Raw genomic sequence first — 26,358 nt, forward strand, 5'->3', positions numbered from 1 at the left:
CATTGTTTATAACTTCTTTTAAGCAGAAACCGCTTTTATTCGAGTGGTTTTATCTCTTTCGACTGCTTCCATACTCGTAGCATATAATACGCGCAATGAGTAAATGCAAATATGAACGAAATAGTCAATAATGTTTTGTCTGCATCCCATCCTACGGTTTGCTGATGCCATAATCCGGTAATGATACATAGTACAGACAGAGCAAGTCCTAAGATATTTAATACGATATCTCCTTTACGATGTGCTTGTCCCGGTTCCAGCTTGCTGTATTTTCTACCATACGAAGCATATACATCCAGACCTATCAACATCCAGAGAACAAGTCTTATCCATGTGTCAGCCGGAAGAAAACACATCATACACAGGCAGGTAAGGATACCCATAATAGGAACGAAGGGGACGAACGGTGTCTTGAAGGTACGGTGCACATTGGGCATGGTTTTTCGTACGATTAATACAGCTGCACATACTAATGTGAATGCAAGCAGTGTTCCTATACTTGTCATTTCTCCTGCCACTTGGGCTGGCACAAATCCGGCCAGCAGGCTGACTACAATCATAAAGAGGAAATTACTATGTACAGGAGTGCGGAAACGCTCGTTGATGCGTGAGAAAAATGGAGGCAACAGTCCGTCATGGCTCATGCTTAAAAATACGCGGCTTTGTCCGAGTAATGTTACCATGATGACCGAGCAGTATCCGAAGAGAATGGCAAGAATGATGGCTTTATTCAGCCATGGATAGGCTTGCACGAATACACCTGCTGCATTTGTACTTCCCATATGTTCGATAGCTACTGCCACGGGAGCGATACCTTCTTGTCCTTTGAATTCTGTATAGTGTGCTACTCCTGTCATGACATGTGCAAACAGAATGTACAGGATGGTACATACCAGCAGAGAAACGAGGATTCCGATAGGCATGTTTCGTTGTGGATTTCGGGTTTCCTGAGCAGCAGTGCTTACTGCATCGAAGCCTAGAAAAGCGAAGAATACGATGGCTGCTCCACGCAATATGCCGGAAATGCCGAACTCTCCAAGTTTACCTGTATTCTCTGGAATATAAGGCACATAATTTTCTGCTTGGATGAATCTCCAGCCGAGAATAACAAATACCAGAATAACACCTATTTTCAGGAAAACAATAAATCCGTTGAATAAAGAACTGCCTGCTATGCCACGCATCAGAATCAGGCTCATGAGTACTACTATCAGCATGGCAGGAATATTGACTATACCTCCATCCCACGGACATGCACTGAGGGCATGTGGCAACTCAATGCCTATACCTTGCAGAAAGACAACCAGATAACGGCTCCAGCTGATGCTGACGGTCGTTGCTGCTACGGTATACTCCAATACGAGGTCCCAGCCTATAATCCAGGCTATCAGTTCTCCCATTGTTGCATACGAATAGGTGTAAGCACTTCCTGCTACTGGAATCATGGATGCAAATTCTGCATAACACAATCCGGCGAAACAGCAACCTATGGCTGCAACGATAAAGGATAAAGTAATGGCCGGGCCTGTATATTCGGAAGCTACGGTTCCGGTAATGGAAAATAGTCCGGCTCCAATAATGACACCTACTCCCAAAGCTACCAGGCTGACTGGTCCGAGTACACGTTTCAACGTTTTACTACCCGACTGCTGTGCTTCTGCTTGTAGGGTTTCAATACTTTTTCTTATAAATAATCCCATTTTGAAGTATTTGCTTGAATGTTATAGGTTGCAAAGATAGTATTTATTCTGGATGTGTGACTCTTTTTTATATGTATCTTGTTGATATATACAGAAAAACGTCCTGATGTTTTGGGTAAATTATATGTACTTTAACCAAAACTATCAGGACGTTTTTGTTATTATTTGTGCTGATTGAAAGATTGTTTATATAAAGGATACTTGCATTGTTTATGAGTCTGCGAATGTTTTTATTTCAGGTGTAAAGAAACTTTTCCGCTAATTTGCAACAGAGATATTTCACACATCTTTGTATCGTATTCGGCAGAAAGTATTCGTTCTTCTGCATCTAACAGGCTCTTTTGTGCTTCACGCATTTCAATACCAGACAAATCTCCTAACAGATATCGTTCTTTGGCTATTTCGTGATTTTCTTTTGCTGCAATCAAGTTCTGACGTTCCAGATTGAGTAAGCGAATATTGTTACGGTATGCCTGCCACAAATTGCTGAGATCGGCACGTAAACCTTGTTCCAGTTGTTCGCGTTCAAGTTGGGCATTTCGTATAGCAAGGCTTGCATTGCGTTTTTCACGTCGACGATTGCCATCGAAAATGTTGAATCCGATGGTAATACCTCCATTAAATCCCCAGTTGTTCCGTCGTTGGATGGAGTTGATATCATATTTGTTCAGGGTATAGCCATATCCGGCATTCAGCCTTAGATAAGGATAATTGCGTGACAACACTTTCTTATAGTCCAGTTCAGCTAAAGTTGAATTTTGGTCAGCTTTCAATAAATTGGCATTGGTGTTTAGCGTAGCATTCCACAATTCATTGAAATCGAGCGAATGCTTCAGCTCGATAATAGAATCCTTTACTTTTATCGGACGGTCCACATCTTTATTTGCCATCATTTCATTCAGGTTGATACGCGAGGTATGTACCAGCTCTTGCTGTTTCATATACTGTGCACTATCGGCATTAAAATCGACTTTTGCCTGTTGATAATCCAGACGAGAGAAGTTTCCGATGTGATAGCGCTCTTCTACGATACGTAAACGTTCTTTTGATAACGAAACAGCATAACGGAAATTTTTCAGGCGTATTTCCTGCTGAATATAATTGTAATATTCTGCTGTCAGACTGGCGATAAAGTCTTCTATTGCTATACGGGTATTGGTTGCTCCCTGGCGTTCCAGCTCCTTGAGTTCCTTGTATGTTGTACTGATGTTGAATCCGTCGAAGATGGTCCAGTTCAGATCCACACCGGCATCAAGAGTCTGGTCGAATACGTTTCGTTCTTTGACAACACTTCCGTCATTTCGTTGTGTAGAGTTGGTATTGTCAATGTTTCCGGTATACCCTGCCGTCAAGTCTATTGTAGGCAGATAACCGGCGTTGGCAAGCGTTGCATTATTCTTGCTTATCTGTTCTTCATTGCGAGAGATGCGGAGAGAGTAATTGTTCAACAGTCCTTCCTCCAGACATTGCTTTAATGTGTATTCATATTGTGCGTGGGCCGGAAGGGTAGTGACAAACCAGATTATCAGTGATATATATGCAAAATGTTTCATGCTTTTTTCTCTTTTTTTATTCGGTTAGTAGAAATGTAAGTGTAGATAGCTGGTACGATATACATCGTAAGGAAAGTAGATATTAACATACCTCCTACGACGGCTGTTCCCATTGCAATACGTTGGTTAGCGCCTTCTCCTGTAGCGAATGCCAATGGTATCAAGCCTAGAATTGTTGATGCACTGGTCATCAAGATCGGGCGTAGGCGCTGTAAGGCCGCGTCGCGTATAGCCAGCATTTTATCTTCTCCAGCTTCTTGTTTCTGATTGGCGAATTCCACAATCAGAATACCGTTTTTGGCTACCAGTCCAATCAACATAATAATGCCTATCTGACTGAATATATTCATCGTTATATCACCGAAATACATGAATATCAAAGCTCCAGCAATGGCAAGTGGTACTGTCAGCATGATGATGAATGGATCTTTAAAACTTTCGAACTGTGCTGCCAGAATCAGATATATCAGCACGAGTGCAAGAATAAAAGCGAACATCAGGCTGGATGAGCTTTCACGATAATCTTTCGAGTCGCCCGATAAGGCTGTACGGAATGTTTCGTCCAGTGTTTCAGATGCTATTTTATCCATTTCTTCCAATCCCTGTCCGATGGTTTTTCCTTCTGCCAGTCCGGCTGATATTGTTGCCGATATGAATCGGTTGTAGTGGTAAAGCTTAGGAGGCGCAATGGATTCCACGAATTCTACCAGATTGTCCAATTGAATCATTTCTCCTGCATCGTTACGGATGTAAATAGATTTGATGTTTGCCGGCTGATTACGTTGCTGGCGGTTTATCTGTCCTAATATTTCATACTGCTTACCATTCATATAGAAATATCCCATACGCTGTCCGCTCAGTCCGTATTGAAGTGTTTCGGCAACATCACGCACGTTTACCCCCATTGTTCCTGCTTTATCTCGGTTGATGTTTACCCGTACTTCGGGGCTGCTGAACTTTAAATCAACGTCGGCCATCTGGAAGGTAGGATTATCGTACACTTTATTTAAAAATTCGGGCAGGATTTTTTCCAGTTTTTCTATGCTGGTCGCCTGCAATACATATTGTACAGGCATACTGCTTTTTCTTCCTCCGAAAGAAGATTGCTGCTGGACGAATGCCCTTGCCTTCGTTTTGCTCTTGATTGCTTTCGATATTTTTTCGGCCACCTCCATCTGGGAGTAGTCACGGTCTTTGATGTCTTTCAATGTAATCTGGACATTTCCACTACCACTTGACACACGTGCTGTAACGGCTTCTGCATCGGGAATGATAGAATCTACCAAAGCATTGATGTCTTCAGTGTAATCGCGTATGTATTCATAACTGGCTCCTTCGGCAGCCTTTGTACTAATGGTTATTTTCGAACGGTCCTCTAAAGGCGCCATTTCTGCTGGTATTACATTCCATAATACACCGATTAGAATTAAGGTGATAATAGAAACAGGAATAGCAATAAAACGTTTCTTTAAGAATGCATTGAGGGAGCGGCTGTAGATGCGGTTCATTCCTTCAAAAAACGGTTCAGTCTTTCGGTAAAACCAACTTTGCTTTTCTCGATGGACAAGCATTTTGGTCGCAAGCATTGGGGTAAATGTCAATGCTGCAAAAGAAGAGATTAATACCGAACCAGCTACAACGAAGCTGAACTCCCGGAAAAGTCTGCCACTGGTTCCTTCCATAAATACGATAGGCAAGAACACAGCAACCAATGTTATGGTAGTAGAAATAACAGCGAAAAATATTTCTTTGGCCCCTTCTATACCGGCATCGAAAGGCTTCATACCTCTCTCTATGCGGATGTAAATATTTTCAGTCATCACAATGGCATCATCTACTACCAATCCAACCGACAAGACAACGGCGAGCATCGTAAGCACGTTGATAGAAAAACCTGCTACGTACATTACGAAAAAGGCCCCGATTAGCGAAACTGGAATTACAATACAAGGTATAAGAGTAACACGCCAGTCGCGCAGGAAAAGGAAGATGATAATGATTACCAGAATGAAAGCTTCGTATACGGTGCTTTCTACTTCGGCAATAGAGGCACGGATAAATTTCGTGTTGTCAAATCCATAAGAAAAACTAACGTCTTCGGGCAAATCTTTTTTCATTTGCTCCATACGTTCGTAAACAGCATCCGCTATTTCGATATGGTTTGCTCCCGGTTGAGGTATGACTACTACTCCTACCATAGGAACTCCATTCATTTTCATATAACTTTTAATATCGGCAGCTCCCAATTCGGCATAGCCGATATCGCTTAAGCGTATAACCTGTCCGTTTACTTCCTTTATTACTACGTTGTTAAATTCGGTAGCCGTGTGCATCTGTCCCATAGTACGTAAGGTAAGTTCCATTGTGTTACCTTCTATACTGCCGGAGGGAAGTTCCACATTTTCATTATCTATGGCATTTTTGATGTCTACAGGAGTAATTCCGTAGCCGGCCATTTTGGTCGGGTCCAGCCACAGACGCATTGAATAGCGTTTTTCTCCCCAAATGGAAACACTACTTACATCGGATATTGTCTGTAACTGTTCCTTGACGGTGAGATCGGCTATTTCGCTCAACTCTAGCAGTGAGCGTGTATTGCTTTGGATGGCCACCATCAGAATAGGGCTGGCATCGGCGTCAGCTTTGGAAACAGTAGGAGGGTCGCAGTCGCGCGGGAGATAACGCTGTGCACGTGAAACTTTGTCGCGTACATCGTTGGCGGCAGTCTCCAGGTCGACAGACAATTCAAATTCAACAGTAATACGGCATTGTCCTTGCTGGCTTACACTTGAAAGAGAACGTATACCGGGAATACCGTTGATATTTTGTTCAAGCGGTTCGGTGATCTGGCTTTCTATAATGTCGGCATTGGCTCCTGAATAACTACACGTAACGGAGATGATCGGATTGTCTACCGAGGGATATTCGCGTACTCCCAGCGTTGTATAACCAATTAATCCAAAAAGCAAGATGATAATGGTGAGTACGGTAGCCAATACCGGTCGGCGGATGCTAAGTTCGGATATATTCATACGGCGGACAGGTATTAATTGATATTGTCAAGAACAACAGGCATGCCGGTACGCAGCTGTAAGGTTCCGGAGGTAAGGATTGTATCTCCTGCGGCTAACCCTCGTACTATTTGCACTTCTGCTTCTGTGCGGATTCCAATCTCGACATCTACCGGTTGGGCAACGCCCGAACGATAAACAAACACTTTATTCTTTCCCATTTCCGGAACGATGGCTTCCGATGGAATAGCTATGGCATCTTTAATTTCGTTTTGTTTCAATGTGATGTCGGCATACCGTCCGGGAAGCAGTTCACCATTGGTGTTTGGGTATAAGGCGCGCACTGTCAAGGTATGGGTTTCCGGATCAATACTCGATTCCGTTGCATATACTTGAGCATCGAAAGCATCCAGTCTTCCTTCTATTTTGAAAGATAATCTGGTTCCTTTTTTGATTTGTCGTGCATAACGTTCCGGTACGGCAAATTCTACTTTTAGTGGGGTAATTTTGGTGAGTTTGGCTATAACTGTAGTAGGAGAGGCATATGCTCCTACACTGACTTGGCGCAGACCGATTACACCATCGAAAGGAGCACGTAGCTCGGTCATGTCAATATTGGCTTTGATGTTTTCTATATCTGCATGAAGCGTAGCGAGTTCTGTCTTAACCTGTTCGTATGCTTCCTTACTTACTGCATCTCGTTGTAATAGTGCATTCTGTCGGAATACTCGGTCTTCGGCAAGTGGCATTTGTGCCTTTAGACGGTCTAATTGTGCTTGTAACTGACTGTCATTTACTTTTGCCAGCAACTGACCTTTAGTAACAAAACTACCTTCCGTGAAATTAATGTCGATGATTTTTCCTGAAGTCTCGAAAGACAAATCTACCTCTTCGTCGGGCATAAGCTTACCACTGACAAATAACTGGTCGGTCAGTAAATGTGGTTTAATGATCTGTGCATTTACATTCAGACTTTTCTTTTTATTTGTTTTTATTGTTGGGCTAGCTTCATTTAGTTCTTCATTTTCTTTGGGAGTGAAATTATGGATTCCTAAGCCGATTAATCCGGCTCCTACCAGAATGATAATTCCCCATTTTACTCGTTTGTCCATGTGTTTTTATGGTATAAATTAAGATTTGGAAATAATGATTATTAACTTTGATAACAAACTTAAGGAATTGTTTAAATAGAGAATACCTTATTTGCAAAAATTTGCAAATAAAAAATCCTTTCATTCTTTTGCCTGTAAACGTAAGACTTTAAAGAATGAAAGGAATTACAGCTGTTTTGATAAAATATATTTTATAAATCCTTTAGCCTACATTATTCATAGTGGATTCATTTCAGGTTATCAAAACAGATATGGGGACAATCTGAAGCCTCCAACTAATGTCTATCATCGAATGACCGCTTGATGTAGAGTTATAATCCTGTCCGAAGCCTTGATTTCGGCATGCTCAGGTCTGATTATCACGTCCATTTTTATGGAGCGGATATGACTTATAAGTCCGATTACAGAATCGGACTCAGGTTGATTTCAGATTATTCCACTTGTCAGGCAGAGAGTCTCGTCAAGGCTTGCGACAAAGCTTCAAGGTGTCGATGGTGTGGGGAAAAGCTGAACCTTATAAAAGTCTTTTTTTCGACTATGAAGACGGCACTCAGCATAATCCGCTTCATGAAGCTGTCCATCGTGAAGGCGCCGACCTCTGTATTGGAGAAAGCCTTCGACCTGAGACGGTATGCGGTCACATATGCCGCGCCATATAGAAACAGCCGGAACATATTGGCTCTGAAAGAACTGCACGACATCCTGTCGGCTCGAAAATACTTCAGGTCTTTTATCCATAGCTCCATTGTGCCGCGCTTACAGTAACGTCGATATACTGTCTCGGGCTTGTTGTTACGGTTGCTTGTGACTATGAAGCGGACGTTTACACCCTTGTCGGAGACTTCGATTTTTGCAATCACCCTCTGTCTGTATTTCCATGATTTGGCTTTGTACTCAAAGCTGTAGTAACGGCGTACATCCTCATGGTGAAGTTCGAAATCCCCCTTGGCACGGCGCAATTGCTTGTCGATTTTCTTCATAAGCGCAGGATTGCCCGACAGCCCTGTGATAAATCTCACATAAAGATGTGTCTTGACCCAGTCCATAAACTCATGGCTGCAGAAATGACTGTCCCCGCGGAGTTCTATTATTGTGTGAGGCCATTCCTTATGGATGTATTCAATGACTCTGCGCAGTATACCGAAGATGTTCAGCGACTTGTTGCGTCGTCCCGGTCTCAGTAGAGGAAGTATCAGCTTGCCGTTCATACCGTCGAAAATAACCATCGGCATGTAGCAGTATTCGTCATAGTAATCATTGAACAGCGACAGCTGCTGCGCCCCGTATGTGTTGGCATTTGTATCGTCAACGTCAAGAATAATCTTACGCGGAGCTTTGTCGAAGGATGAGATGTAGTCCTTGACAAACAGTTCTGCTATTTTCCATAAGGTCCTTTTGTCAATATGATTCTCAAGCCGTGTCATCGTCGGTTGTGAGCACAGGCCGGGATCCGATGCCTTGCGGCCCACGCTCATCTTAAGGGCACTGTCGTGGCGCAGGCGGTCGCAGTCGTTGGCATCCTCGTAGCCGCACATTATCTGTCCGACACGCTGGCAGACCATCTCTTCGTAGGAATGCTGTACGAAAAGTTGATTTCGATAATCCGGAATTAGGCGCGCTATCTTTCGCGCTATGCTGTCTTTCATTAGACCGACAAGCACCAGTCCTCCATTGGACGAGATGTCCGGGGCATTGAAATCGACCTGAATTTTCCTGTCAGGAAGCACGTCTTGAAAAGAAAAAAGATTTTTCTCTTGACTGACTCCGTTATTTGTTGTATCTTTGCACATGAGAACGCCGGTATTAAGTTTATTTTTAACACCTTAAAGTTAATGCTTTTCTTGCAAATATACAAGAAGGGCGTTCTCTTTTTTGTGGAGACTATGAATTATTCAGGTTAGCACTTAACCTGCCATTTTGCCAATGCGATGTTATGTGAAGGAATTTTTAGTATCTTTGTATTCAAATAATTCACATTTTATGTATTTCTCCACGATTTGAATTCAAGTATTCACCTGTAAGAAGTTACTAATGACAAAAAAGAAATTGCCCGTTCGTTTTACGGGTCAGCACTTTACTATTGATAAAGTGCTAATAAAAGATGCAATAAGACAAGCAAATATAAGTAATCAGGATACGGTTTTAGATATTGGGGCAGGCAAGGGGTTTCTTACTGTTCATTTATTAAAAATCGCCAACAATGTTGTTGCTATTGAAAACGACACAGCTTTGGTTGAACATTTACGAAAATTATTTTCTGATGCCCGAAATGTTCAAGTTGTCGGTTGTGATTTTAGGAATTTTGCAGTTCCGAAATTTCCTTTCAAAGTGGTGTCAAATATTCCTTATGGCATTACTTCCGATATTTTCAAAATCCTGATGTTTGAGAGTCTTGGAAATTTTCTGGGAGGTTCCATTGTCCTTCAGTTAGAACCTACACAAAAGTTATTTTCGAGGAAGCTTTACAATCCATATACCGTTTTCTATCATACTTTTTTTGATTTGAAACTTGTCTATGAGGTAGGTCCTGAAAGTTTCTTTCCACCGCCAACTGTCAAATCAGCCCTGTTAAACATTAAAAGAAAACAGTTATTTTTTGATTTTAAGTTTAAAGCCAAATACTTAGCATTTATTTCCTGTCTGTTAGAGAAACCTGATTTATCTGTAAAAACAGCTTTAAAGTCGATTTTCAGGAAAAGTCAGGTCAGGTCAATTTCGGAAAAATTCGGTTTAAACCTTAATGCTCAAATTGTTTGTTTGTCTCCAAGTCAATGGGTAAACTGTTTTTTGGAAATGCTGGAAGTTGTCCCTGAAAAATTTCATCCTTCGTAGTTCAAAGTCGGGTGGTTGTCAAGATGATTTTTCTGGTTTGGTGTCGTCTTTTAAGCTGCCGCATAACGAAAAATGGTAGCCGTAGTTGCCGGATTTACAGCACTTTCGTATCAATTTAGCACTTCGGTTCGTTAAAAGCACCAAAGTATCAAGTTGGCACGAAAGCCGGCAATTATCGGCTACCATATGTTAGTGGCATTTATCATTTCATTATATTCATTTGCTTTAACGCATTTTTTGTTACATTAATTCTCGATGAAATAAAATCATCAACATTCAATCCGTCTGTCGGAATTACATTTGTTGCAAAAAAATAAACATTAGATTTTGTTTCAACATAACCAACAAACCAACCATTATATTTTTCTTCTATCGAACTTAATCCAGTCTTACCGCTTAAAATGTAATTTTCAGTTCGCTCAATTTCCATAATATTTTTGACAATCTTTATTGTCCTATCAGAAATTGGAAATTTTGAAAAATAGAATTTCCTTAAAAAGTCGATTTGTTGTTTTTGAGATATTTTTGAATTTCCTTCAAGCCAAAAATTGTCAATCGTTAAACTGTCAAAAATCATATTTTTATACTCAAATTTTTCTAAATATTCTTTCATTTTAATTGTTCCGATTTTCCTTGCAATTTCCTGATAGCAAGGAACACAGGAAATTCTAAAAGCATCTTTAAATGATAAATCTTTTTCCCAAATATCCATTTTTCTCTGCTCGCCATTCCATTTTAAAATAGTTGTATCATTTTCAATAATGCCTAATTCAACAGCAATTATAGAATTTGGAATTTTGAATGTTGATGCAGGTAATTTTCCGTTTTTAGCCCAATCAAAGTCATTTGAGTAAAAAGTATTCTTGTCGTTATCATAAATTAGAATTGAACCATTTACTTGAAAACTATCTAAAATTTTGTCAAAATCAGAAATTTCTGTTTCAATTATGTTTTTATTCGTTGTTGTGTTACAGCAAACAAATAAAAATATCATTGAAATAAAAACTACAAATAAAATATTTTTCATTTATTGTCTAATTATCGTTTGTTTTTGTTGCCACTAACGGGAAACGCATTGGCGAAGTGGCGGATAAATTGGACAAAAAGTTCAATTTAGCAGTGACGTAGCCGATGTGTTTCCACAGAAGCTAAATTATTAACCTGAATAATTCATAGTCTCCACAAAAAAGAGAACGCCCTTCTTGTATATTTGCAAGAAAAGCATTAACTTTAAGGTGTTAAAAATAAACTTAATACCGGCGTTCTCATGTGCAAAGATACAACAAATAACGGAGTCAGTCAAGAGAAAAATCTTTTTTCTTTTCAAGACGTGCTTCCTGACAGGAAAATTCAGGTCGATTTCAATGCCCCGGACATCTCGTCCAATGGAGGACTGGTGCTTGTCGGTCTAATGAAAGACAGCATAGCGCGAAAGATAGCGCGCCTAATTCCGGATTATCGAAATCAACTTTTCGTACAGCATTCCTACGAAGAGATGGTCTGCCAGCGTGTCGGACAGATAATGTGCGGCTACGAGGATGCCAACGACTGCGACCGCCTGCGCCACGACAGTGCCCTTAAGATGAGCGTGGGCCGCAAGGCATCGGATCCCGGCCTGTGCTCACAACCGACGATGACACGGCTTGAGAATCATATTGACAAAAGGACCTTATGGAAAATAGCAGAACTGTTTGTCAAGGACTACATCTCATCCTTCGACAAAGCTCCGCGTAAGATTATTCTTGACGTTGACGATACAAATGCCAACACATACGGGGCGCAGCAGCTGTCGCTGTTCAATGATTACTATGACGAATACTGCTACATGCCGATGGTTATTTTCGACGGTATGAACGGCAAGCTGATACTTCCTCTACTGAGACCGGGACGACGCAACAAGTCGCTGAACATCTTCGGTATACTGCGCAGAGTCATTGAATACATCCATAAGGAATGGCCTCACACAATAATAGAACTCCGCGGGGACAGTCATTTCTGCAGCCATGAGTTTATGGACTGGGTCAAGACACATCTTTATGTGAGATTTATCACAGGGCTGTCGGGCAATCCTGCGCTTATGAAGAAAATCGACAAGCAATTGCGCCGTGCCAAGGGGGATTTCGAACTTCACCATGAGGATGTACGCCGTTACTACAGCTTTGAGTACAAAGCCAAATCATGGAAATACAGACAGAGGGTGATTGCAAAAATCGAAGTCTCCGACAAGGGTGTAAACGTCCGCTTCATAGTCACAAGCAACCGTAACAACAAGCCCGAGACAGTATATCGACGTTACTGTAAGCGCGGCACAATGGAGCTATGGATAAAAGACCTGAAGTATTTTCGAGCCGACAGGATGTCGTGCAGTTCTTTCAGAGCCAATATGTTCCGGCTGTTTCTATATGGCGCGGCATATGTGACCGCATACCGTCTCAGGTCGAAGGCTTTCTCCAATACAGAGGTCGGCGCCTTCACGATGGACAGCTTCATGAAGCGGATTATGCTGAGTGCCGTCTTCATAGTCGAAAAAAAGACTTTTATAAGGTTCAGCTTTTCCCCACACCATCGACACCTTGAAGCTTTGTCGCAAGCCTTGACGAGACTCTCTGCCTGACAAGTGGAATAATCTGAAATCAACCTGAGTCCGATTCTGTAATCGGACTTATAAGTCATATCCGCTCCATAAAAATGGACGTGATAATCAGACCTGAGCATGCCGAAATCAAGGCTTCGGACAGGATTATAACTCTACATCAAGCGGTCATTCGATGATAGACATTAGTTGGAGGCTTCAGATTGTCCCCATATCTGTTTTGATAACCTGAAATGAATCCACTATGAATAATGTAGGTTAGATATTTAGAAAGATATATTTGCCATTTTCCATAGCCCAAGGAAAGATGTTTTGGTTATTTCTACCAGCTTGTCCCAGTTTATTTTATCAGCTTCATCACCCGGAAGATGATAATCCGGATGCCAGTCTGTGTGATACCACATAATTGGAATACCCAGTTTGGCAAAGGTTCCGTTGTCACTACCTCCTACAGGATTGTCCCATGCACGATAGTCGGGCTGTAGATTCAGATTGTAATGCTCGATATCTTCTTTCAGCCATTCACCGAAGGCAGGTGTTCCTTTGGTAAAGAAGTATACTACATGCCAGGGACGTGACTCATCATTATTTCTTCCTATCATGTCGAAATTTAAGTATCCCTTCACTTGCTTGATTTGCGGAAAGGTCTGTGCAAAATATTTTGAACCTAACAATCCTTTTTCTTCTCCGTCCCAGAAGGCAAAAATAACAGTACGTTCTGGTTGCTTGCCTGTAGCCAGGAAGGAACGCACAATCTGTAGAACGGCTGAAACTCCCGATGCATTGTCATCGGCGCCATTATAAATCTGATCACCATCCAGCATGGGATCGTAACCGATATGATCATAATGTGCACCTATTATGACGATCTCGTCCTTGTTCTTTCCATCTATTTTTGCAAGTACATTGCGCATGTGATATTTTTGATGTACTCCCTGTTTGATTAGTTGGATTGAATCGGGATGAACTTGCAACTTGCCTTTTTTCTGTCGTTCTACACGGTATGCTTCAAACGGTTGGAAATAGCTGTCGAATACCGGAGAAACACCCCATTGCTGTAATAGCGAAGCAATGTAGTTTCCGGCTATTCTTCCCTCTTCTGTTCCGGCTTCCCGGCCTTTCAGCTCATCTGCTGCCAGGAAACGGACAAAAGCTTCTGCATTTGCCTGGTTGATTTGAGCAAGTCCTTTTTCCTCTGGAGTAGGTCCTGAGTTTTTCTTTGCATATGCATTTGTAGTTGCAAACCACGACATGGTTGCAAGTAGTATACAAAAAGTGAATTTTTTCATGTCTGTTAGATTTAAAAGATTAATAAGCTGAGCGGTATTTCCCTTCTTCTTTGTCCTCCAGTATATTTAAGTAAGAAGCATAACGTGATTCACTGATATAATGGTTTTCCACGGCTTCACGTACGGCGCATCCCGGTTCATGTCGATGGGTACAATTACCGTATTTGCATTTAGCTGAGAACTCAAAGATTTCTTTGAAGTAATGTCCTACTTCTTCGTCCTCCATGTCAAAAGTACCAAACCCTTTAATTCCCGGAGTGTCAATGATATAACCTTCTTCACCTATAGGAAACATTTCAGAGAAAGTCGTAGTGTGCATACCTTTATTATGTACTGTCGATATTTCTCCTGTTTTTATTTTTTGATCTGGAAGGATGGCGTTAATTAATGTCGATTTTCCAACTCCGGAATGTCCGGAAAATAAGGTGACTTTTCCTTTCAGCTCTTTTTTTATTTCTTCGATATCTGTCTGATTTAATGCAGAAATCTTGAAGCAAGGATAACCGATATGTGTGTAAAGATTGGTCAATGCTTCCAGATAATGAAGTTCCTCATCCGAATACCGGTCGATTTTGTTGAATACAAGACAGACAGGTACACGATAAGCTTCTGCTGATGCCAGAAAACGGTCGATGAACGTAGTTGATGTTTCCGGATAGTTGACAGTAACTATCAGCATGCACTGGTTCAGATTTGCTGCAATAATATGCGATTGTTTGGACAGATTTGATGCACGACGGATAATATAATTTTTCCGGTCTTCTATTTCTGTAATGAAAGCTGTACCTTCAGCGTTGATTGAGATTTGTACCCGGTCGCCTACGGCAATGGGATTGGTACTACGGATTCCTTTCAGGCGGAAGTTTCCTTTGATTTTACATTCTATTTGCCGGTTGTCGTCTGTTTTGACGAGATACCAACTTCCTGTGTTTTTAATGACTAAGCCTTTTTCCAAATTTTTATAGGATGAAAGATAAAGGATGAAGAAAAGCTGACGCATTCTGTTTTCAGAGCGTCGTTGAAGCTTCGTTCTTCATCCTTTATAAAATTAATTAAACAGTCATGATTTCTTTGTCTTTAGCAGCAAGCATATCGTCGATCTGTTTGATATACTTGTCATGAGATTTCTGCAATTTTGCTTCAGAGTTCTTTTGTTCGTCTTCAGGCATACCGTCTTTTACGGCTTTTTTCAAAGCATCGATAGCATCACGTCGTGCGTTACGAACGCTGACTTTAGCTGTTTCGCCTTCACCTTTACACTGTTTTGCCAGTTGTTTACGACGCTCTTCTGTCAAAGGAGGAATACCTATACGGATAATTTCTCCATTGTTTTCGGGCATGATACCCAATTCAGAGTCGATAATTGCTTTTTCAATAACACGGAACATACTCTTGTCCCAAGGTTTTATAGCGATACTGCGTGCATCAGGGGTAGTCACTGCTGCTACATTATTGATGGGGACCATGCTTCCGTAAGAATCTACGCGGATGCCGTCCAGCAAGCGTACGTCTGCTTTTCCTGCACGGATGTGTGCCAGTGCATCTTCCAGATACATAATTGCCATATCCATTTTCTCTTCAGCTCCGCTGAGAATTGTCTTTGAGTCTGCCATATTAAAATTCTAAAGTTTATCGGGTTAGACTTATGCTAAATTAATGTGAACAAAAATACATGATTTTTTATTTTTCTGCAATAGTTTACTGATAATTATGCTAATGGCTATGAGTGAATGTCTGTATTTAGTATGATAAAAGAGCGGGATTTTTATTGTGAATAAATAAATGTGCCTTCTATGAAAAGAGGATGGGTTTAGTGATGAAATAAACGTTTTGTCCCAATTTTTCTACTTTTTATGCGAAAAAATAGTTGAAAAATGTTTGATTGAAGAAAAATGTTACTATATTTGCCGACAACAAAACAATAATACATGAACAAATACTCTCTTCATATCACAATGATGGTCGGAATGGGGCGCACTGCAACATTCACATCTGTAACCGGGATGACCCCTCGGGGGTGAGAGATTGTATTTAGGTGTTTCTACGTGTTACACGCCTGTGGACTCAGGCATTTCGTTTTATTTTAATCAATTATTTATTTTGTTTTATCTGACAAGTGGGCTTTCTTGTATGAAAGAACAGTCCTTGTTATAAAAATATAAGTACATGAAGGTATTAAAATTCGGTGGAACATCAGTGGGTTCTGTCAGCAGCATGTTGAATGTAAAGAAAATTGTTGAAGCGGTTGATGATAAAGTGATAGTAGTCGTTTCAGCATTGGGTGGTATAACTGATAAGTTGATTAAGACTTCGACTATGGCTGCCAACGGTGATTCCGGTTATGAAAAGGAGATGAAGGAGATTGTAAACCGTCATATAGAAATGGTTTATACCGTCATTCCGGCAGGACAGAAACGTGAATTGCTGCTTGACTGTGTGAATGAACTGCTGAGTGAACTGAAAGATATTTTTCAGGGAATATATCTTATACGTGATTTGTCGCCAAAGACTTCGGCTACAATTGTAAGCTATGGCGAACGTCTTTCTTCTATTATCGTAGCAACACTGATAGAAGGAGCCCAGTGGTTTGATTCCCGTCTGTTTATTAAAACAGAAAAGAAACACAACAAACATATACTTGATTCGGAACTAACCAATCGTCTGGTTCGTGAAACGTTCCATGAAATTCCTTCTATATCACTTGTTCCTGGATTTATTTCTACTGATAAGACTACAGGAGAAGTGACCAATCTTGGACGAGGCGGTTCCGATTATACAGCTTCTATTCTGGCAGCTGCACTGGATGCCGATGTGCTGGAGATTTGGACAGATGTAGATGGTTTCATGACAGCCGATCCGAGAGTTATCAGTACTGCATATCCTATTACGGAATTGAGTTACGTAGAGGCAATGGAGTTGTGTAACTTTGGTGCGAAGGTAGTTTATCCCCCTACTATTTATCCGGTTTGTCATAAGAATATACCTATTTTAATAAAGAATACGTTCAATCCAGATGCTCCGGGAACTATCGTAAAACAGGAGGCTGATCACTCATCGAAAGCCATTAAGGGTATTTCTTCTATTAATGACACGTGTCTGATAACCATGACCGGACTGGGAATGGTCGGTGTGATTGGAGTGAACTACCGAATATTCAAGACATTGGCTGAAAATGGTATCAGTGTGTTCCTCGTTTCACAGGCTTCTTCGGAGAATTCAACGTCTATAGGTGTACGGACCGTGGATGCTGATCTAGCTTGCGAAGTATTGAATGAAGAGTTTGCCAAGGAAATAGAAATGGGCGAAATCAGCCCGATGAAAGCGGAAAGCGGACTGGCTACTGTGGCTATCGTAGGAGAGAACATGAAGCATACACCGGGTATTGCCGGAAAGTTGTTTGGTACACTGGGACGTAACGGTATCAACGTGATAGCTTGTGCACAGGGAGCTTCCGAAACAAATATTTCGTTTGTAGTAGAAGGAGCTTCGTTGCGTAAGACATTGAATGTTATTCACGATTCTTTCTTCTTGTCCGAATACCAGGTACTGAACCTTTTCATTTGTGGTATCGGAACGGTAGGGCATAGTCTTATCGAACAGATCAGCAGTCAGCAGGAACGACTGAAACGTGAACGTGGACTGATGCTGAATGTGGTAGGTATAGCCAATGGACATAAAGCTTTATTTACCCGCAGAGGAATCGACCTGTCTAACTATCGTCAGGAATTGGATGAAAAAGGAATACCTTCATCTCCTCAGGTACTTCAGGATGAGATTGTTGGCATGAATATTTTCAATTCTGTATTTGTGGACTGTACTGCAAGCCCAGAAATAGCCGGACTTTATAAGGAATTTTTAAGTCACAATATTTCGGTTGTAGCAGCCAATAAGATTGCCGCATCGTCGGAATACGAGAATTATGCGGAACTGAAGCAGATTGCTCGCCAGCGTGGAGTGAAATTCTTGTTTGAAACAAATGTGGGAGCAGGTCTTCCTGTGATAAATACGATAAACGATTTGATAAACAGTGGAGATAAAATTGTAAAGATTGAAGCTGTACTTAGCGGTACACTGAACTACATATTCAATACTATCAGTGCCGATGTACCTCTTAGTGAAACTATTCATAAAGCAAAAGAAGAAGGATATTCAGAACCTGATCCGCGTATCGACCTGAGCGGGAAAGATGTTATCCGCAAACTTGTTATTCTGGCACGCGAAGCAGGATATCGGTTGAATCAGGAAGATGTAGAGAAGCACTTGTTTATTCCTAACGAATTGTTCGAAGGTTCACTGGATGACTTCTGGAAAAAGATTCCAGCTCTTGACGATGAATTTGAAGCACGTCGTAAAGTGTTGGAAAAAGAAGGAAAACACTGGCGTTTTGTAGCTAGTCTGGAAAATGGACATGGAGTCGTGGCTTTGCAGGAAGTAGGCCGGAATCATCCGTTCTATACACTGGAAGGCAGTAATAATATTATTTTGCTTACAACTGAACGATATAACGAGTACCCGATGCTCATTCAGGGTTATGGAGCCGGAGCAGGTGTTACCGCAGCCGGAGTCTTTGCCGATATAATGAGTATCGCAAACATTTAGGCTTATGAAGTACATTATTATTTTAGGCGACGGTATGGCGGACTGGGCCGTACCATCGCTGGGAAACAAAACATTGCTACAATATGCAAATACTCCGTACATGGACAAACTAGCCCAGATGGGGCGTACGGGGATGCTGAAAACAGTTGCCGACGGTTTTCATCCCGGAAGTGAAGTTGCGAACATGTCGGTTATGGGTTACGACCTACCGTTAGTTTACGAAGGAAGAGGCGTACTTGAGGCTGCCAGTATCGGTGTAGATCTGGAACCGGGCGATATGGCTATGCGCTGCAACCTGATTTGTGTAGAAGGAGATATCCTGAAAAATCATTCGGCAGGACATATCACGACCGAAGAAGCCGACCAGCTGATTAAGTTTCTTGATGAGAAATTAGGTACAGACCGTATTCGTTTTTATACGGGAGTACAATATCGTCATTTGCTTGTCATCAAAGGAGGCGACAAACGTCTGGCTTGTGTGCCGCCACACGATGTTCCGTTGAAGCCTTTCCGTCCGAATCTGGTAAAAGCCTTATGTCCGGAAGCACAAGAAACTGCCGACTTGCTGAATGCCTTGATTCTGAAGTCGCAGGAATTGCTTGCCACTCATCCGGTCAATCAGAAGCGTCTGGCGGAAGGAAAAGATGCAGCCAACAGCATTTGGCCGTGGAGCCCGGGGTATCGTCCGCAGATGGAACCTTTATCACAGAAATACCCTTCCATTCATAAAGGGGCGGTCATTACAGCTGTCGATTTGATTCGTGGTATCGGACGTTATGCGGGGCTGCGTTGTATAGATGTAGAGGGAGCTACCGGACTTTACAATACGAATTACGAAGGCAAGGCTCAGGCAGCTATCGAAGCGTTAAAAACTGATGACTTTGTTTACCTGCATATCGAGGCTAGTGATGAGGCCGGACATGAAGGAGATATAGACTTGAAGCTGAAAACCATTGAATATCTGGACAGCCGTGCAGTCGGACCTATTTACGAAGAAGTAAAAAACTGGGATGAGCCGGTAGCGATAGCTGTGTTGCCCGATCATCCTACTCCGTGCGAACTGCGTACACATACAGCCGAACCGATACCTTTCCTGATTTATTATCCAGGTATTACTCCCGATAGCGTGCAGAGTTACGATGAAATAGCCTGCCGGGAAGGAGGATACGGTACGATGGAAAAAGATGAGTTTATGAATGAGTTTATGAATTTACACTAGAGAGTTATGAAATATTACAGTACAAATAAGAAGGCTTCCGACGCAACACTTGAGGAAGCTGTAGTACGTGGACTGGCAGGCGATAAAGGTTTGTATATGCCTCGTGCCATCAAGGCTTTGCCTCAGTCTTTTTATGATGAGATAGAAAATCTTTCGTTTCAGGAAATAGCTTATCGTGTAGCTGATGCTTTTTTCGGTGAAGATGTTCCTGCCGAAACGTTGAAACACATTGTATACGATACACTTAGTTTTGATGCTCCGGTAGTGAAGGTGAAGGACAATATTTACTCGCTGGAACTGTTTCATGGTCCTACATTGGCTTTTAAGGATGTAGGCGGACGTTTCATGGCACGCTTGCTGGGATATTTCATCCGTAAGGAAGGCAAGAAACAGGTGAATGTACTGGTTGCTACTTCCGGAGATACAGGCAGTGCCGTAGCAAATGGTTTTCTGGGGGTAGAAGGGATTCATGTATATGTGCTTTACCCGAAAGGTAAAGTCAGCGAGATTCAGGAAAAGCAGTTTACTACACTCGGACAGAATATAACGGCTATTGAAGTAGACGGTACGTTCGACGACTGTCAGGCACTGGTGAAGAATGCCTTTATGGATAAGGAACTGAACGAACATATGCAGCTCACTTCGGCAAACTCTATCAATGTGGCCCGTTTCTTGCCTCAGGCTTTTTATTATTTCTATGCGTATGCACAGATGAAAAAGCGAGGAAAAGCAGACAATTTGGTGATTTGCGTGCCTAGCGGAAACTTCGGAAACATAACAGCCGGCCTGTTTGGTAAGCGTATGGGACTACCCGTGAAACGCTTCATTGCGGCAAATAACCGTAATGACATCTTTTATCAATACCTGAAGACTGGAGAATACAGTCCTCGACCCTCAATAGCAACCATTGCCAATGCTATGGATGTAGGAGATCCGAGTAATTTTGCCCGTATCCTCGATTTATATGAAGGTAGTCACGATGCTATAGCATCCGAAATTAGTGGGGAGACTTATACCGACGAACAGATACGTGAAACAGTACAGAAAACTTACGAAGAAACCGGATATCTGCTCGATCCTCATGGTGCATGTGGGTATCGTGCCTTGGCAGAAGACTTGCAGCCTGAAGAAAACGGGGTCTTTCTTGAAACTGCTCATCCGGCGAAGTTCCTGCAAACAGTAGAAGCGATTATCGGTACAGAAGTAAAGATACCCGAAAAGCTACAGGCTTTCATGCGTGGTACAAAACAAAGTGTACCTATGCAAAAAGACTTTGCGTCATTTAAAGCTTATCTGCTGAAACAGTAGTGATTGACAGCTTTTTATGATTCATTTGGGAAAGTGTTTTTATTTTTGCTGAAAAGGCAGAGAAAACATGCTGATGTTTTTTTTATTTTTCTACAAAAGTTGTACTTCTTTGTACAAAAAAATAAGGCTTTTTCCTGATGTTTTATCAGCTTTCCGAACTTGTCTTAAAATAAAGTATAAAGTAAAAATCTTATAGGTTGAAACTTTAATAGTAAAAAATCTCCTGCTTTTAGCCACATTATCAATATGAACAAAGCTAAAGCAGGGGATTTTTTGTACTCTAACGTATGGATACAATATAAGTAAGTCTGTTATTTTCTATTTTGAGCCTCAAAAGAATGTCAGTTTGCTGGTAGAAAGTTAATATAGATTGCTAAACAATAATAATGTATTGTATGTATGAGGTATAAAGACAAAAAGTCCCGCAGGATTTGTTTTCAATCCTGCGGGACATTTTTTGTTATATAGCAGTTCAGATAAAAATATATTTATCTGTTTTTATACATGTTTTCGTAGTAATTCTGATAGTCACCGCTAGTAACGCTCTTTACCCAGTCCTGATTGTTCAAATACCAGATAATGGTTTTTACAATACCATCTTCGAACTTAGTTTCGGGAGTCCATCCTAGTTCACGAGTAATTTTAGTCGGGTCGATAGCATAACGCTGGTCATGTCCCAAACGGTCTTTTACAAAAGTAATCAGTGAATCGTTTATCCAGTCGATGCGGATTTCACCATTTTCATCCAGTTCTTTTTTCTTCAAAACCTTACGGTAAGCAGGTTCTTCTTCCATTAAACGTCGGATTGTAGCAATGGTAAGTTTTACGATTTCTATATTCTGTTTTTCGTTATGTCCGCCTACATTGTAAATTTCTCCGTTCTTACCCTGGCGTACTACCAGATCGATAGCCTTGCAGTGGTCTTCTACATACAACCAGTCGCGTACGTTTGTACCGTTTCCATAGACTGGAAGGCGTTTTCCTTCAAGGATATTTTTGATAATTAACGGAATCAGTTTTTCCGGGAAGTGATAAGGACCGTAATTGTTTGAGCAACGTGTGATAGTAACCGGCATCTTATAAGTGTCACGATATGCCATTACGATTAAATCGGCACTGGTCTTTGACGCACTGTATGGGCTGTGCGGGCATAAAGGAGTTTCTTCAGTGAAGAAGCCTTCTTCACCCAGCGAACCATATACTTCGTCGGTTGATACCTGATGATAGCGTACATCTTTTCTCCATGTAGGATAACCGTTTTCGTCTTTTCCGGTAACCCATGCACGGCGGGCTGCATCCAGCAGGTTTTGAGTTCCCAGGATATTAGTCTGAAGGAACAGCTGTGGATTTTCTATACTGCGGTCTACGTGGCTTTCGGCAGCGAAATTTACGATATAATCGAATTTATATTCTGAAAAAAGTCGGTCGGCAAGCTCACGGTCGCATATGTTGCCTTTTATGAAAAAGCAACGTTCGTTGTCTACATCTTTGGCAATAGTACCTAGATTTCCGGCATAAGTCAAAGCGTCAAGTATAACAACCTTAATGTCTTCGTGTTTTGCTAAGATATACTTTATATAATTGGCGCCGATAAATCCGGCTGCTCCTGTTACTAAATAAGTTTTCATATAAGATGTTGCTTAAAATCGGTTACAAATTTCGGAAAGTTTTTTTAATCAGGCAAACAATTACTTGTTTAATTCTATTACTTCCAGGTCGGAAAAGTTTCCGTTGTCGATGCTGAAACGTACTAAAGTACGGACCGTATGGAATCCGTATATTCCTGCTGCTCCGGGATTTATGTGCAGTAATCCGAGTGTCTGGTCATATTTCACCTTCAGAATATGTGAATGACCGCTTATAAAAAGCTTGGGAGGATTGGCAAAAAGGACAGAGCGGATAGAAGGATCATATTTACCGGGATATCCTCCTATATGTTTCATCAGTACATCTGCTCCGTCGACGGTGAAGCGTGCTGTTTCAGGAAACGTGTGCCTCATGTCTTGTCCGTCTATATTTCCATATACTGCTTTCAGGGGGCGGAAGGCTGCGAGTCGTTCTGCTACTTCCATCGAACCGATATCGCCGGCATGCCATATCTGGTCGCACGGATCAAAATATTTCAGGTAACGTTCGTCCCAGTAGCCGTGAGTGTCCGATAATAATCCGATTCTTGTCATTTTTTCTTTGGTTTTGTCGGACAAAGATAGTATTTTTGACTCAACCTTGATTCATGGCATTATGGAAAAACAATATAGATATTTTAACCGCGACATAAGCTGGCTTTCCTTCAATCATCGTGTGTTGCTTGAAGCTGATGACGATGATTTGCCATTGTATGAGCGGATAAACTTCATTGCAATTTATTCATCCAATCTGGAGGAGTTCTATAAGGTCCGTGTTGCCGAACATAAAGTTGTTGCTTCCGGTGGAAAAAGCGAAGACATGACTGTAGACCAGGCACATGAGCTGATTCGTAAAATTGCGGAGATAGTCAATGCACAACTGGAAGACAGAATCCGGATTTACGAGCAGAAGATATTGCCCGGACTCCGTCAGAATCATATAATCTTTTATCAGTCGAAAAGGGAAGTGGAAGATTTTCACCGTGATTTTGTACATCGCTTTTTCATGGAGGAAGTATTTCCTTACTTGCAACCGGTAAAGATTGAAAAAGAGAAGGTCAGGATGTTTCTTCGTGATAAACGCCAGTATCTGGCGGTACGGGTGCGTTGCCATGAAACAGAACGGATGGAGTATTTCATTATCAAGATGCCATACAGCAAGGTACCTCGTTTCGTGGAACTTCCCAAACAAGGTGATAATTATTATCTGATGTTTCTGGAGGATATCGTAAAGGCTAATCTTGCTGAAGTTTTTGTCGGCTACGATGTAGATTGCAGCTATTGCTGTAAAATTTCGCGTGATGCGGATGTATTTGTAGATGATGTTCCTTCGGAAAATATGGTGGAGAAACTGAAAGAGAAAGTTAAGAAGCGTAAGATTGGAGCGATAGCACGTTTTGTGTACGATCGTAAGATGCCTGCTGATTTCCTGGAGTTTCTGACCGATGCTTTTTCTATCGACAATGAGGAACTGGTTCCGGGAGATAAACATTTGAATTTGGAAGATTTGTCTTCACTACCTAATCCGAATCCAGATTTGAAGCCTTTGGCTAAGCCGGTTCCGATGAGGCTTTCCGGACTGGAAGGTAAGAATTTTATGTATCGCCGGATAGCTCGTAAGGATTTGATGTTGCATTATCCGTATCATAGTTTCGATCATTTTACACATTTTCTTTACGAGGCTGTTCACGATCCCTTATGTCGGGAGATTATGATTACCCAATATCGGGTAGCCGAACATTCGGAGGTTATCAATACGCTGATTGCCGCCGCGCAAAACGGTAAACAGGTAACAGTGTTTGTAGAGCTGAAGGCTCGTTTCGACGAAGAAAACAATCTGGCTACGGCCGAACTGATGAAGAAAGCCGGAATCAGGATACTGTACAGTATTCCGGGACTCAAGGTACATGCTAAGGTCGCACTTGTATTACGTTATAATAAAAAAGGGGAACAAATACGTAGCTATGCCTATGTAAGTACAGGAAATTTCAATGAGAAAACAGCTAAGATTTATTCCGATATTGCGCTATTTACGTGCAATCGGGTGATAGTGGAAGATATGCATACGCTGTTCCGTTTTTTGCGTAAGGAAGTGGATGAACCTCGGTTTAAACGTTTGCTGATAGCCCGTTTTAACTTGCTTCCAGAGTTAAAACGTATGATTCATCATGAAATTGCTTTGGCTAAAGCTGGCAGGCAGGGGAGAATTATTCTTAAGATGAATGCTTTACAAGACCTCACCATGATAGACGAACTGTACAAAGCAAGCGAGGCCGGGGTAAAAATAGATCTGATTGTACGAGGAATATGCTGTCTGGTTTCCGGAGAGTCGTTTAGTAGCAATATTCGTGTTACCCGTATTGTCGACAGTTTTCTGGAACATGCCCGCGTATGGTATTTCGGTAATGATGGAGATCCGCGGTTGTTTATCGGTTCTCCTGATTGGATGAGGCGTAATCTGTATCGCCGTATAGAGGCTGTAACACCTGTTTTGGACAAGAGCTTGAAGCAGGAATTAATAGATATGCTCGATATGCAGCTTCGTGCTAACTGGAAAGCTTGCTGGGTAGACAAGGAACTGAAGAATATATTCAAACGTACTCCTGACGAACCGAAAGTACGTGCTCAATATGATTTTTATCAGTATTTGTATAAGAAAAATATTGAGAACTGTTCTGATAATTCTCAAAATCTGTGTGAGGAGAAAGCTCGTAAAACTAAACAGAAAGTTTGAAAAAGTGTAGCAACCGATAAGCTAAATAAAAAAGAACCATATCAGATTCTAATTGGGTGAGTAATGATATGGTTCTTTTATTATATAAGAGAATATATGGTTTAGACATATTCTCTTTTGACTGTGAAATAACTTTCTAAGAATTTAAGGAAGCTGTAATTTCAGCTTTACGAATTGTTTGATGAATTCAACAGTTCCGTCAATGCCTAAAACCGAAGAATCGATGCAAAGGTGATAGGTTGCAGCTGCTCCCCATGTCTTATAGCTGTAGTAGTTGTAATATGAAGAACGTTTTTTGTCTGCTTTCTCCATCAGTTCTTCTGCTTTTTCTGCACTGATGTTATGCAGTTTCATCAGTCTTTCAATGCGCGCTTCGGGAGAAGCTGATACGAAAATGTTGGCACAACGCGGGAAATCGCGTAAAATATAATCTGCACAGCGTCCTACAAACAGACACGACTTTTGTTCTGCCAGATGACGTATCACATCACTTTGTATCTTGAACAGCGAATCGTTGCTTAAATAAGAGTTATATGGATAAGCTCCTTCTGTTATAAAAGGAAAACGTGTTCCGAACAATCCTCCCAAGATGCTTTGCGAAGCCTTCTCGTCTGCTTTTTCAAAGAACTCTTTACATAGTCCGCTTTCTTTAGAAGCCAGATTGATCAGTTCTTTATCGTAGAAAGCTATACCTAAGTCTTTAGCCAGTTTTTCACCAATTTCCTTTCCGCCGCTGCCCAGCTGACGTCCGAGGTTAATTATATAGTGATTGTTCATAATTGA

Annotated in this window: 18 protein-coding genes; 6 read left to right on the forward strand and 12 right to left on the reverse strand. The window is 41.4% G+C overall.

All coding sequences use genetic code 11. The features are described from left to right. Window positions 1–35: 35 nt before the first annotated feature. The 5 genes from ACDG22_RS06440 to ACDG22_RS06460 all read right to left on the reverse strand — a co-directional run bounded on the left by ACDG22_RS06440 (window position 36) and on the right by ACDG22_RS06460 (window position 9,166). Window positions 36–1,700 carry an amino acid permease gene (locus tag ACDG22_RS06440; RefSeq protein WP_270230617.1) on the reverse strand — a complete coding sequence of 555 codons (1,665 nt, stop codon included), beginning with the start codon at window positions 1,698–1,700 and terminating at the stop codon, window positions 36–38. A gap of 230 nt (window positions 1,701–1,930) precedes the next feature. After that, window positions 1,931–3,253: a TolC family protein gene (locus tag ACDG22_RS06445; protein ID WP_270230616.1), complete on the reverse strand. Its 1,323-nt coding sequence runs from the start codon at window positions 3,251–3,253 to the stop codon at window positions 1,931–1,933. Next, window positions 3,250–6,285, reverse strand: a complete 3,036-nt coding sequence (locus ACDG22_RS06450) for an efflux RND transporter permease subunit (protein WP_022124880.1) — start codon at window positions 6,283–6,285, stop codon at window positions 3,250–3,252. The genes ACDG22_RS06445 and ACDG22_RS06450 overlap by 4 nt, the downstream gene beginning before the upstream one ends. Window positions 6,286–6,299: 14 nt before the next feature. After that, window positions 6,300–7,376: an efflux RND transporter periplasmic adaptor subunit gene (locus ACDG22_RS06455; protein ID WP_007571890.1), complete on the reverse strand. Its 1,077-nt coding sequence runs from the start codon at window positions 7,374–7,376 to the stop codon at window positions 6,300–6,302. A 443-nt stretch (window positions 7,377–7,819) separates the two neighbouring features. After that, on the reverse strand, window positions 7,820–9,166 hold the full coding sequence (locus ACDG22_RS06460; protein ID WP_004295325.1) for an IS1380-like element IS616 family transposase: 1,347 nt from the start codon (window positions 9,164–9,166) through the stop codon (window positions 7,820–7,822). Between the two features lie 241 nt (window positions 9,167–9,407). Here ACDG22_RS06460 and erm(F) point away from each other — a divergent pair, with 241 nt between their 5' ends. Beyond that, on the forward strand, window positions 9,408–10,208 hold the full coding sequence (gene erm(F) / locus ACDG22_RS06465) for a 23S rRNA (adenine(2058)-N(6))-methyltransferase Erm(F) (protein WP_004295323.1): 801 nt from the start codon (window positions 9,408–9,410) through the stop codon (window positions 10,206–10,208). A 202-nt stretch (window positions 10,209–10,410) separates the two neighbouring features. On the opposite strand, the gene ACDG22_RS06470 is transcribed toward erm(F), so the two are convergent. Next, entirely contained in the window at window positions 10,411–11,235 is an 825-nt protein-coding gene (locus ACDG22_RS06470) for a class D beta-lactamase OXA-347 (RefSeq protein WP_004295324.1), read from the reverse strand. A gap of 240 nt (window positions 11,236–11,475) precedes the next feature. Between ACDG22_RS06470 and ACDG22_RS06475 the strand changes: the two genes are divergently transcribed. Further along, entirely contained in the window at window positions 11,476–12,822 is a 1,347-nt protein-coding gene (locus ACDG22_RS06475) for an IS1380-like element IS616 family transposase (RefSeq protein ID WP_004295325.1), read from the forward strand. 245 nt (window positions 12,823–13,067) lie between these two features. Here the strand turns inward: ACDG22_RS06475 and ACDG22_RS06480 are convergent, their stop codons facing one another. From ACDG22_RS06480 to frr, 3 genes are read right to left on the reverse strand one after another with little or no spacing between them, the layout of a single operon-like run. Beyond that, the gene (locus ACDG22_RS06480; protein WP_370858809.1) at window positions 13,068–14,090 is read right to left on the reverse strand and encodes a M28 family metallopeptidase; all 1,023 of its coding nucleotides are present in this window, start codon (window positions 14,088–14,090) and stop codon (window positions 13,068–13,070) included. A 19-nt stretch (window positions 14,091–14,109) separates the two neighbouring features. Then, window positions 14,110–15,090 (reverse strand): ribosome small subunit-dependent GTPase A, encoded by a 981-nt coding sequence (rsgA, locus tag ACDG22_RS06485; RefSeq protein ID WP_007571896.1) that lies wholly within the window; start codon window positions 15,088–15,090, stop codon window positions 14,110–14,112. 52 nt (window positions 15,091–15,142) lie between these two features. After that, window positions 15,143–15,703, reverse strand: a complete 561-nt coding sequence (gene frr, locus ACDG22_RS06490; protein ID WP_007571899.1) for a ribosome recycling factor — start codon at window positions 15,701–15,703, stop codon at window positions 15,143–15,145. 553 nt (window positions 15,704–16,256) lie between these two features. Here frr and thrA point away from each other — a divergent pair. The 3 genes from thrA to thrC are packed head-to-tail and all read left to right on the forward strand — an operon-like array spanning window position 16,257 to window position 21,216. Beyond that, a complete protein-coding gene (gene thrA, locus ACDG22_RS06495; protein ID WP_177593352.1) occupies window positions 16,257–18,689 on the forward strand; it encodes a bifunctional aspartate kinase/homoserine dehydrogenase I in 2,433 nt (810 codons plus the stop codon). Window positions 18,690–18,693: 4 nt separating this feature from the next. Beyond that, on the forward strand, window positions 18,694–19,908 hold the full coding sequence (locus ACDG22_RS06500) for a cofactor-independent phosphoglycerate mutase (protein ID WP_270230356.1): 1,215 nt from the start codon (window positions 18,694–18,696) through the stop codon (window positions 19,906–19,908). A 6-nt stretch (window positions 19,909–19,914) separates the two neighbouring features. Further along, window positions 19,915–21,216 (forward strand): threonine synthase, encoded by a 1,302-nt coding sequence (gene thrC, locus ACDG22_RS06505; protein ID WP_270230357.1) that lies wholly within the window; start codon window positions 19,915–19,917, stop codon window positions 21,214–21,216. A 488-nt stretch (window positions 21,217–21,704) separates the two neighbouring features. Here the strand turns inward: thrC and rfbB are convergent, their stop codons facing one another. Then, window positions 21,705–22,844, reverse strand: a complete 1,140-nt coding sequence (gene rfbB / locus ACDG22_RS06510; RefSeq protein ID WP_007566281.1) for a dTDP-glucose 4,6-dehydratase — start codon at window positions 22,842–22,844, stop codon at window positions 21,705–21,707. A 60-nt stretch (window positions 22,845–22,904) separates the two neighbouring features. After that, window positions 22,905–23,396: a metallophosphoesterase family protein gene (locus ACDG22_RS06515; RefSeq protein ID WP_204459810.1), complete on the reverse strand. Its 492-nt coding sequence runs from the start codon at window positions 23,394–23,396 to the stop codon at window positions 22,905–22,907. Between the two features lie 61 nt (window positions 23,397–23,457). Between ACDG22_RS06515 and ACDG22_RS06520 the strand changes: the two genes are divergently transcribed. Then, a complete protein-coding gene (locus tag ACDG22_RS06520) occupies window positions 23,458–25,575 on the forward strand; it encodes an RNA degradosome polyphosphate kinase (protein ID WP_270211981.1) in 2,118 nt (705 codons plus the stop codon). Between the two features lie 144 nt (window positions 25,576–25,719). Here ACDG22_RS06520 and ACDG22_RS06525 read toward each other — a convergent pair whose 3' ends face one another. Beyond that, window positions 25,720–26,352 carry a cytidylate kinase-like family protein gene (locus tag ACDG22_RS06525; RefSeq protein WP_007570085.1) on the reverse strand — a complete coding sequence of 211 codons (633 nt, stop codon included), beginning with the start codon at window positions 26,350–26,352 and terminating at the stop codon, window positions 25,720–25,722. Window positions 26,353–26,358 lie beyond the last annotated feature (6 nt).

Origin of the sequence: Phocaeicola coprocola, assembly GCF_041333015.1 — a bacterium.
Taxonomy (GTDB): Bacteria; Bacteroidota; Bacteroidia; order Bacteroidales; family Bacteroidaceae; genus Phocaeicola; species Phocaeicola coprocola.

Coding starts and splice junctions, on each gene's coding strand:
- ACDG22_RS06440 (WP_270230617.1), bottom strand. CDS start 1,700: ATGGGATTATTTATAAGAAAAAGTATTGAAACCCTACAAGCAGAAGCA.
- ACDG22_RS06445 (WP_270230616.1), bottom strand. CDS start 3,253: ATGAAACATTTTGCATATATATCACTGATAATCTGGTTTGTCACTACC.
- ACDG22_RS06450 (WP_022124880.1), bottom strand. CDS start 6,285: ATGAATATATCCGAACTTAGCATCCGCCGACCGGTATTGGCTACCGTA.
- ACDG22_RS06455 (WP_007571890.1), bottom strand. CDS start 7,376: ATGGACAAACGAGTAAAATGGGGAATTATCATTCTGGTAGGAGCCGGA.
- ACDG22_RS06460 (WP_004295325.1), bottom strand. CDS start 9,166: ATGTGCAAAGATACAACAAATAACGGAGTCAGTCAAGAGAAAAATCTT.
- ACDG22_RS06470 (WP_004295324.1), bottom strand. CDS start 11,235: ATGAAAAATATTTTATTTGTAGTTTTTATTTCAATGATATTTTTATTT.
- ACDG22_RS06475 (WP_004295325.1), top strand. CDS start 11,476: ATGTGCAAAGATACAACAAATAACGGAGTCAGTCAAGAGAAAAATCTT.
- ACDG22_RS06480 (WP_370858809.1), bottom strand. CDS start 14,090: ATGAAAAAATTCACTTTTTGTATACTACTTGCAACCATGTCGTGGTTT.
- rsgA (WP_007571896.1), bottom strand. CDS start 15,090: ATGCGTCAGCTTTTCTTCATCCTTTATCTTTCATCCTATAAAAATTTG.
- frr (WP_007571899.1), bottom strand. CDS start 15,703: ATGGCAGACTCAAAGACAATTCTCAGCGGAGCTGAAGAGAAAATGGAT.
- thrA (WP_177593352.1), top strand. CDS start 16,257: ATGAAGGTATTAAAATTCGGTGGAACATCAGTGGGTTCTGTCAGCAGC.
- ACDG22_RS06500 (WP_270230356.1), top strand. CDS start 18,694: ATGAAGTACATTATTATTTTAGGCGACGGTATGGCGGACTGGGCCGTA.
- thrC (WP_270230357.1), top strand. CDS start 19,915: ATGAAATATTACAGTACAAATAAGAAGGCTTCCGACGCAACACTTGAG.
- rfbB (WP_007566281.1), bottom strand. CDS start 22,844: ATGAAAACTTATTTAGTAACAGGAGCAGCCGGATTTATCGGCGCCAAT.
- ACDG22_RS06515 (WP_204459810.1), bottom strand. CDS start 23,396: ATGACAAGAATCGGATTATTATCGGACACTCACGGCTACTGGGACGAA.
- ACDG22_RS06520 (WP_270211981.1), top strand. CDS start 23,458: ATGGAAAAACAATATAGATATTTTAACCGCGACATAAGCTGGCTTTCC.
- ACDG22_RS06525 (WP_007570085.1), bottom strand. CDS start 26,352: ATGAACAATCACTATATAATTAACCTCGGACGTCAGCTGGGCAGCGGC.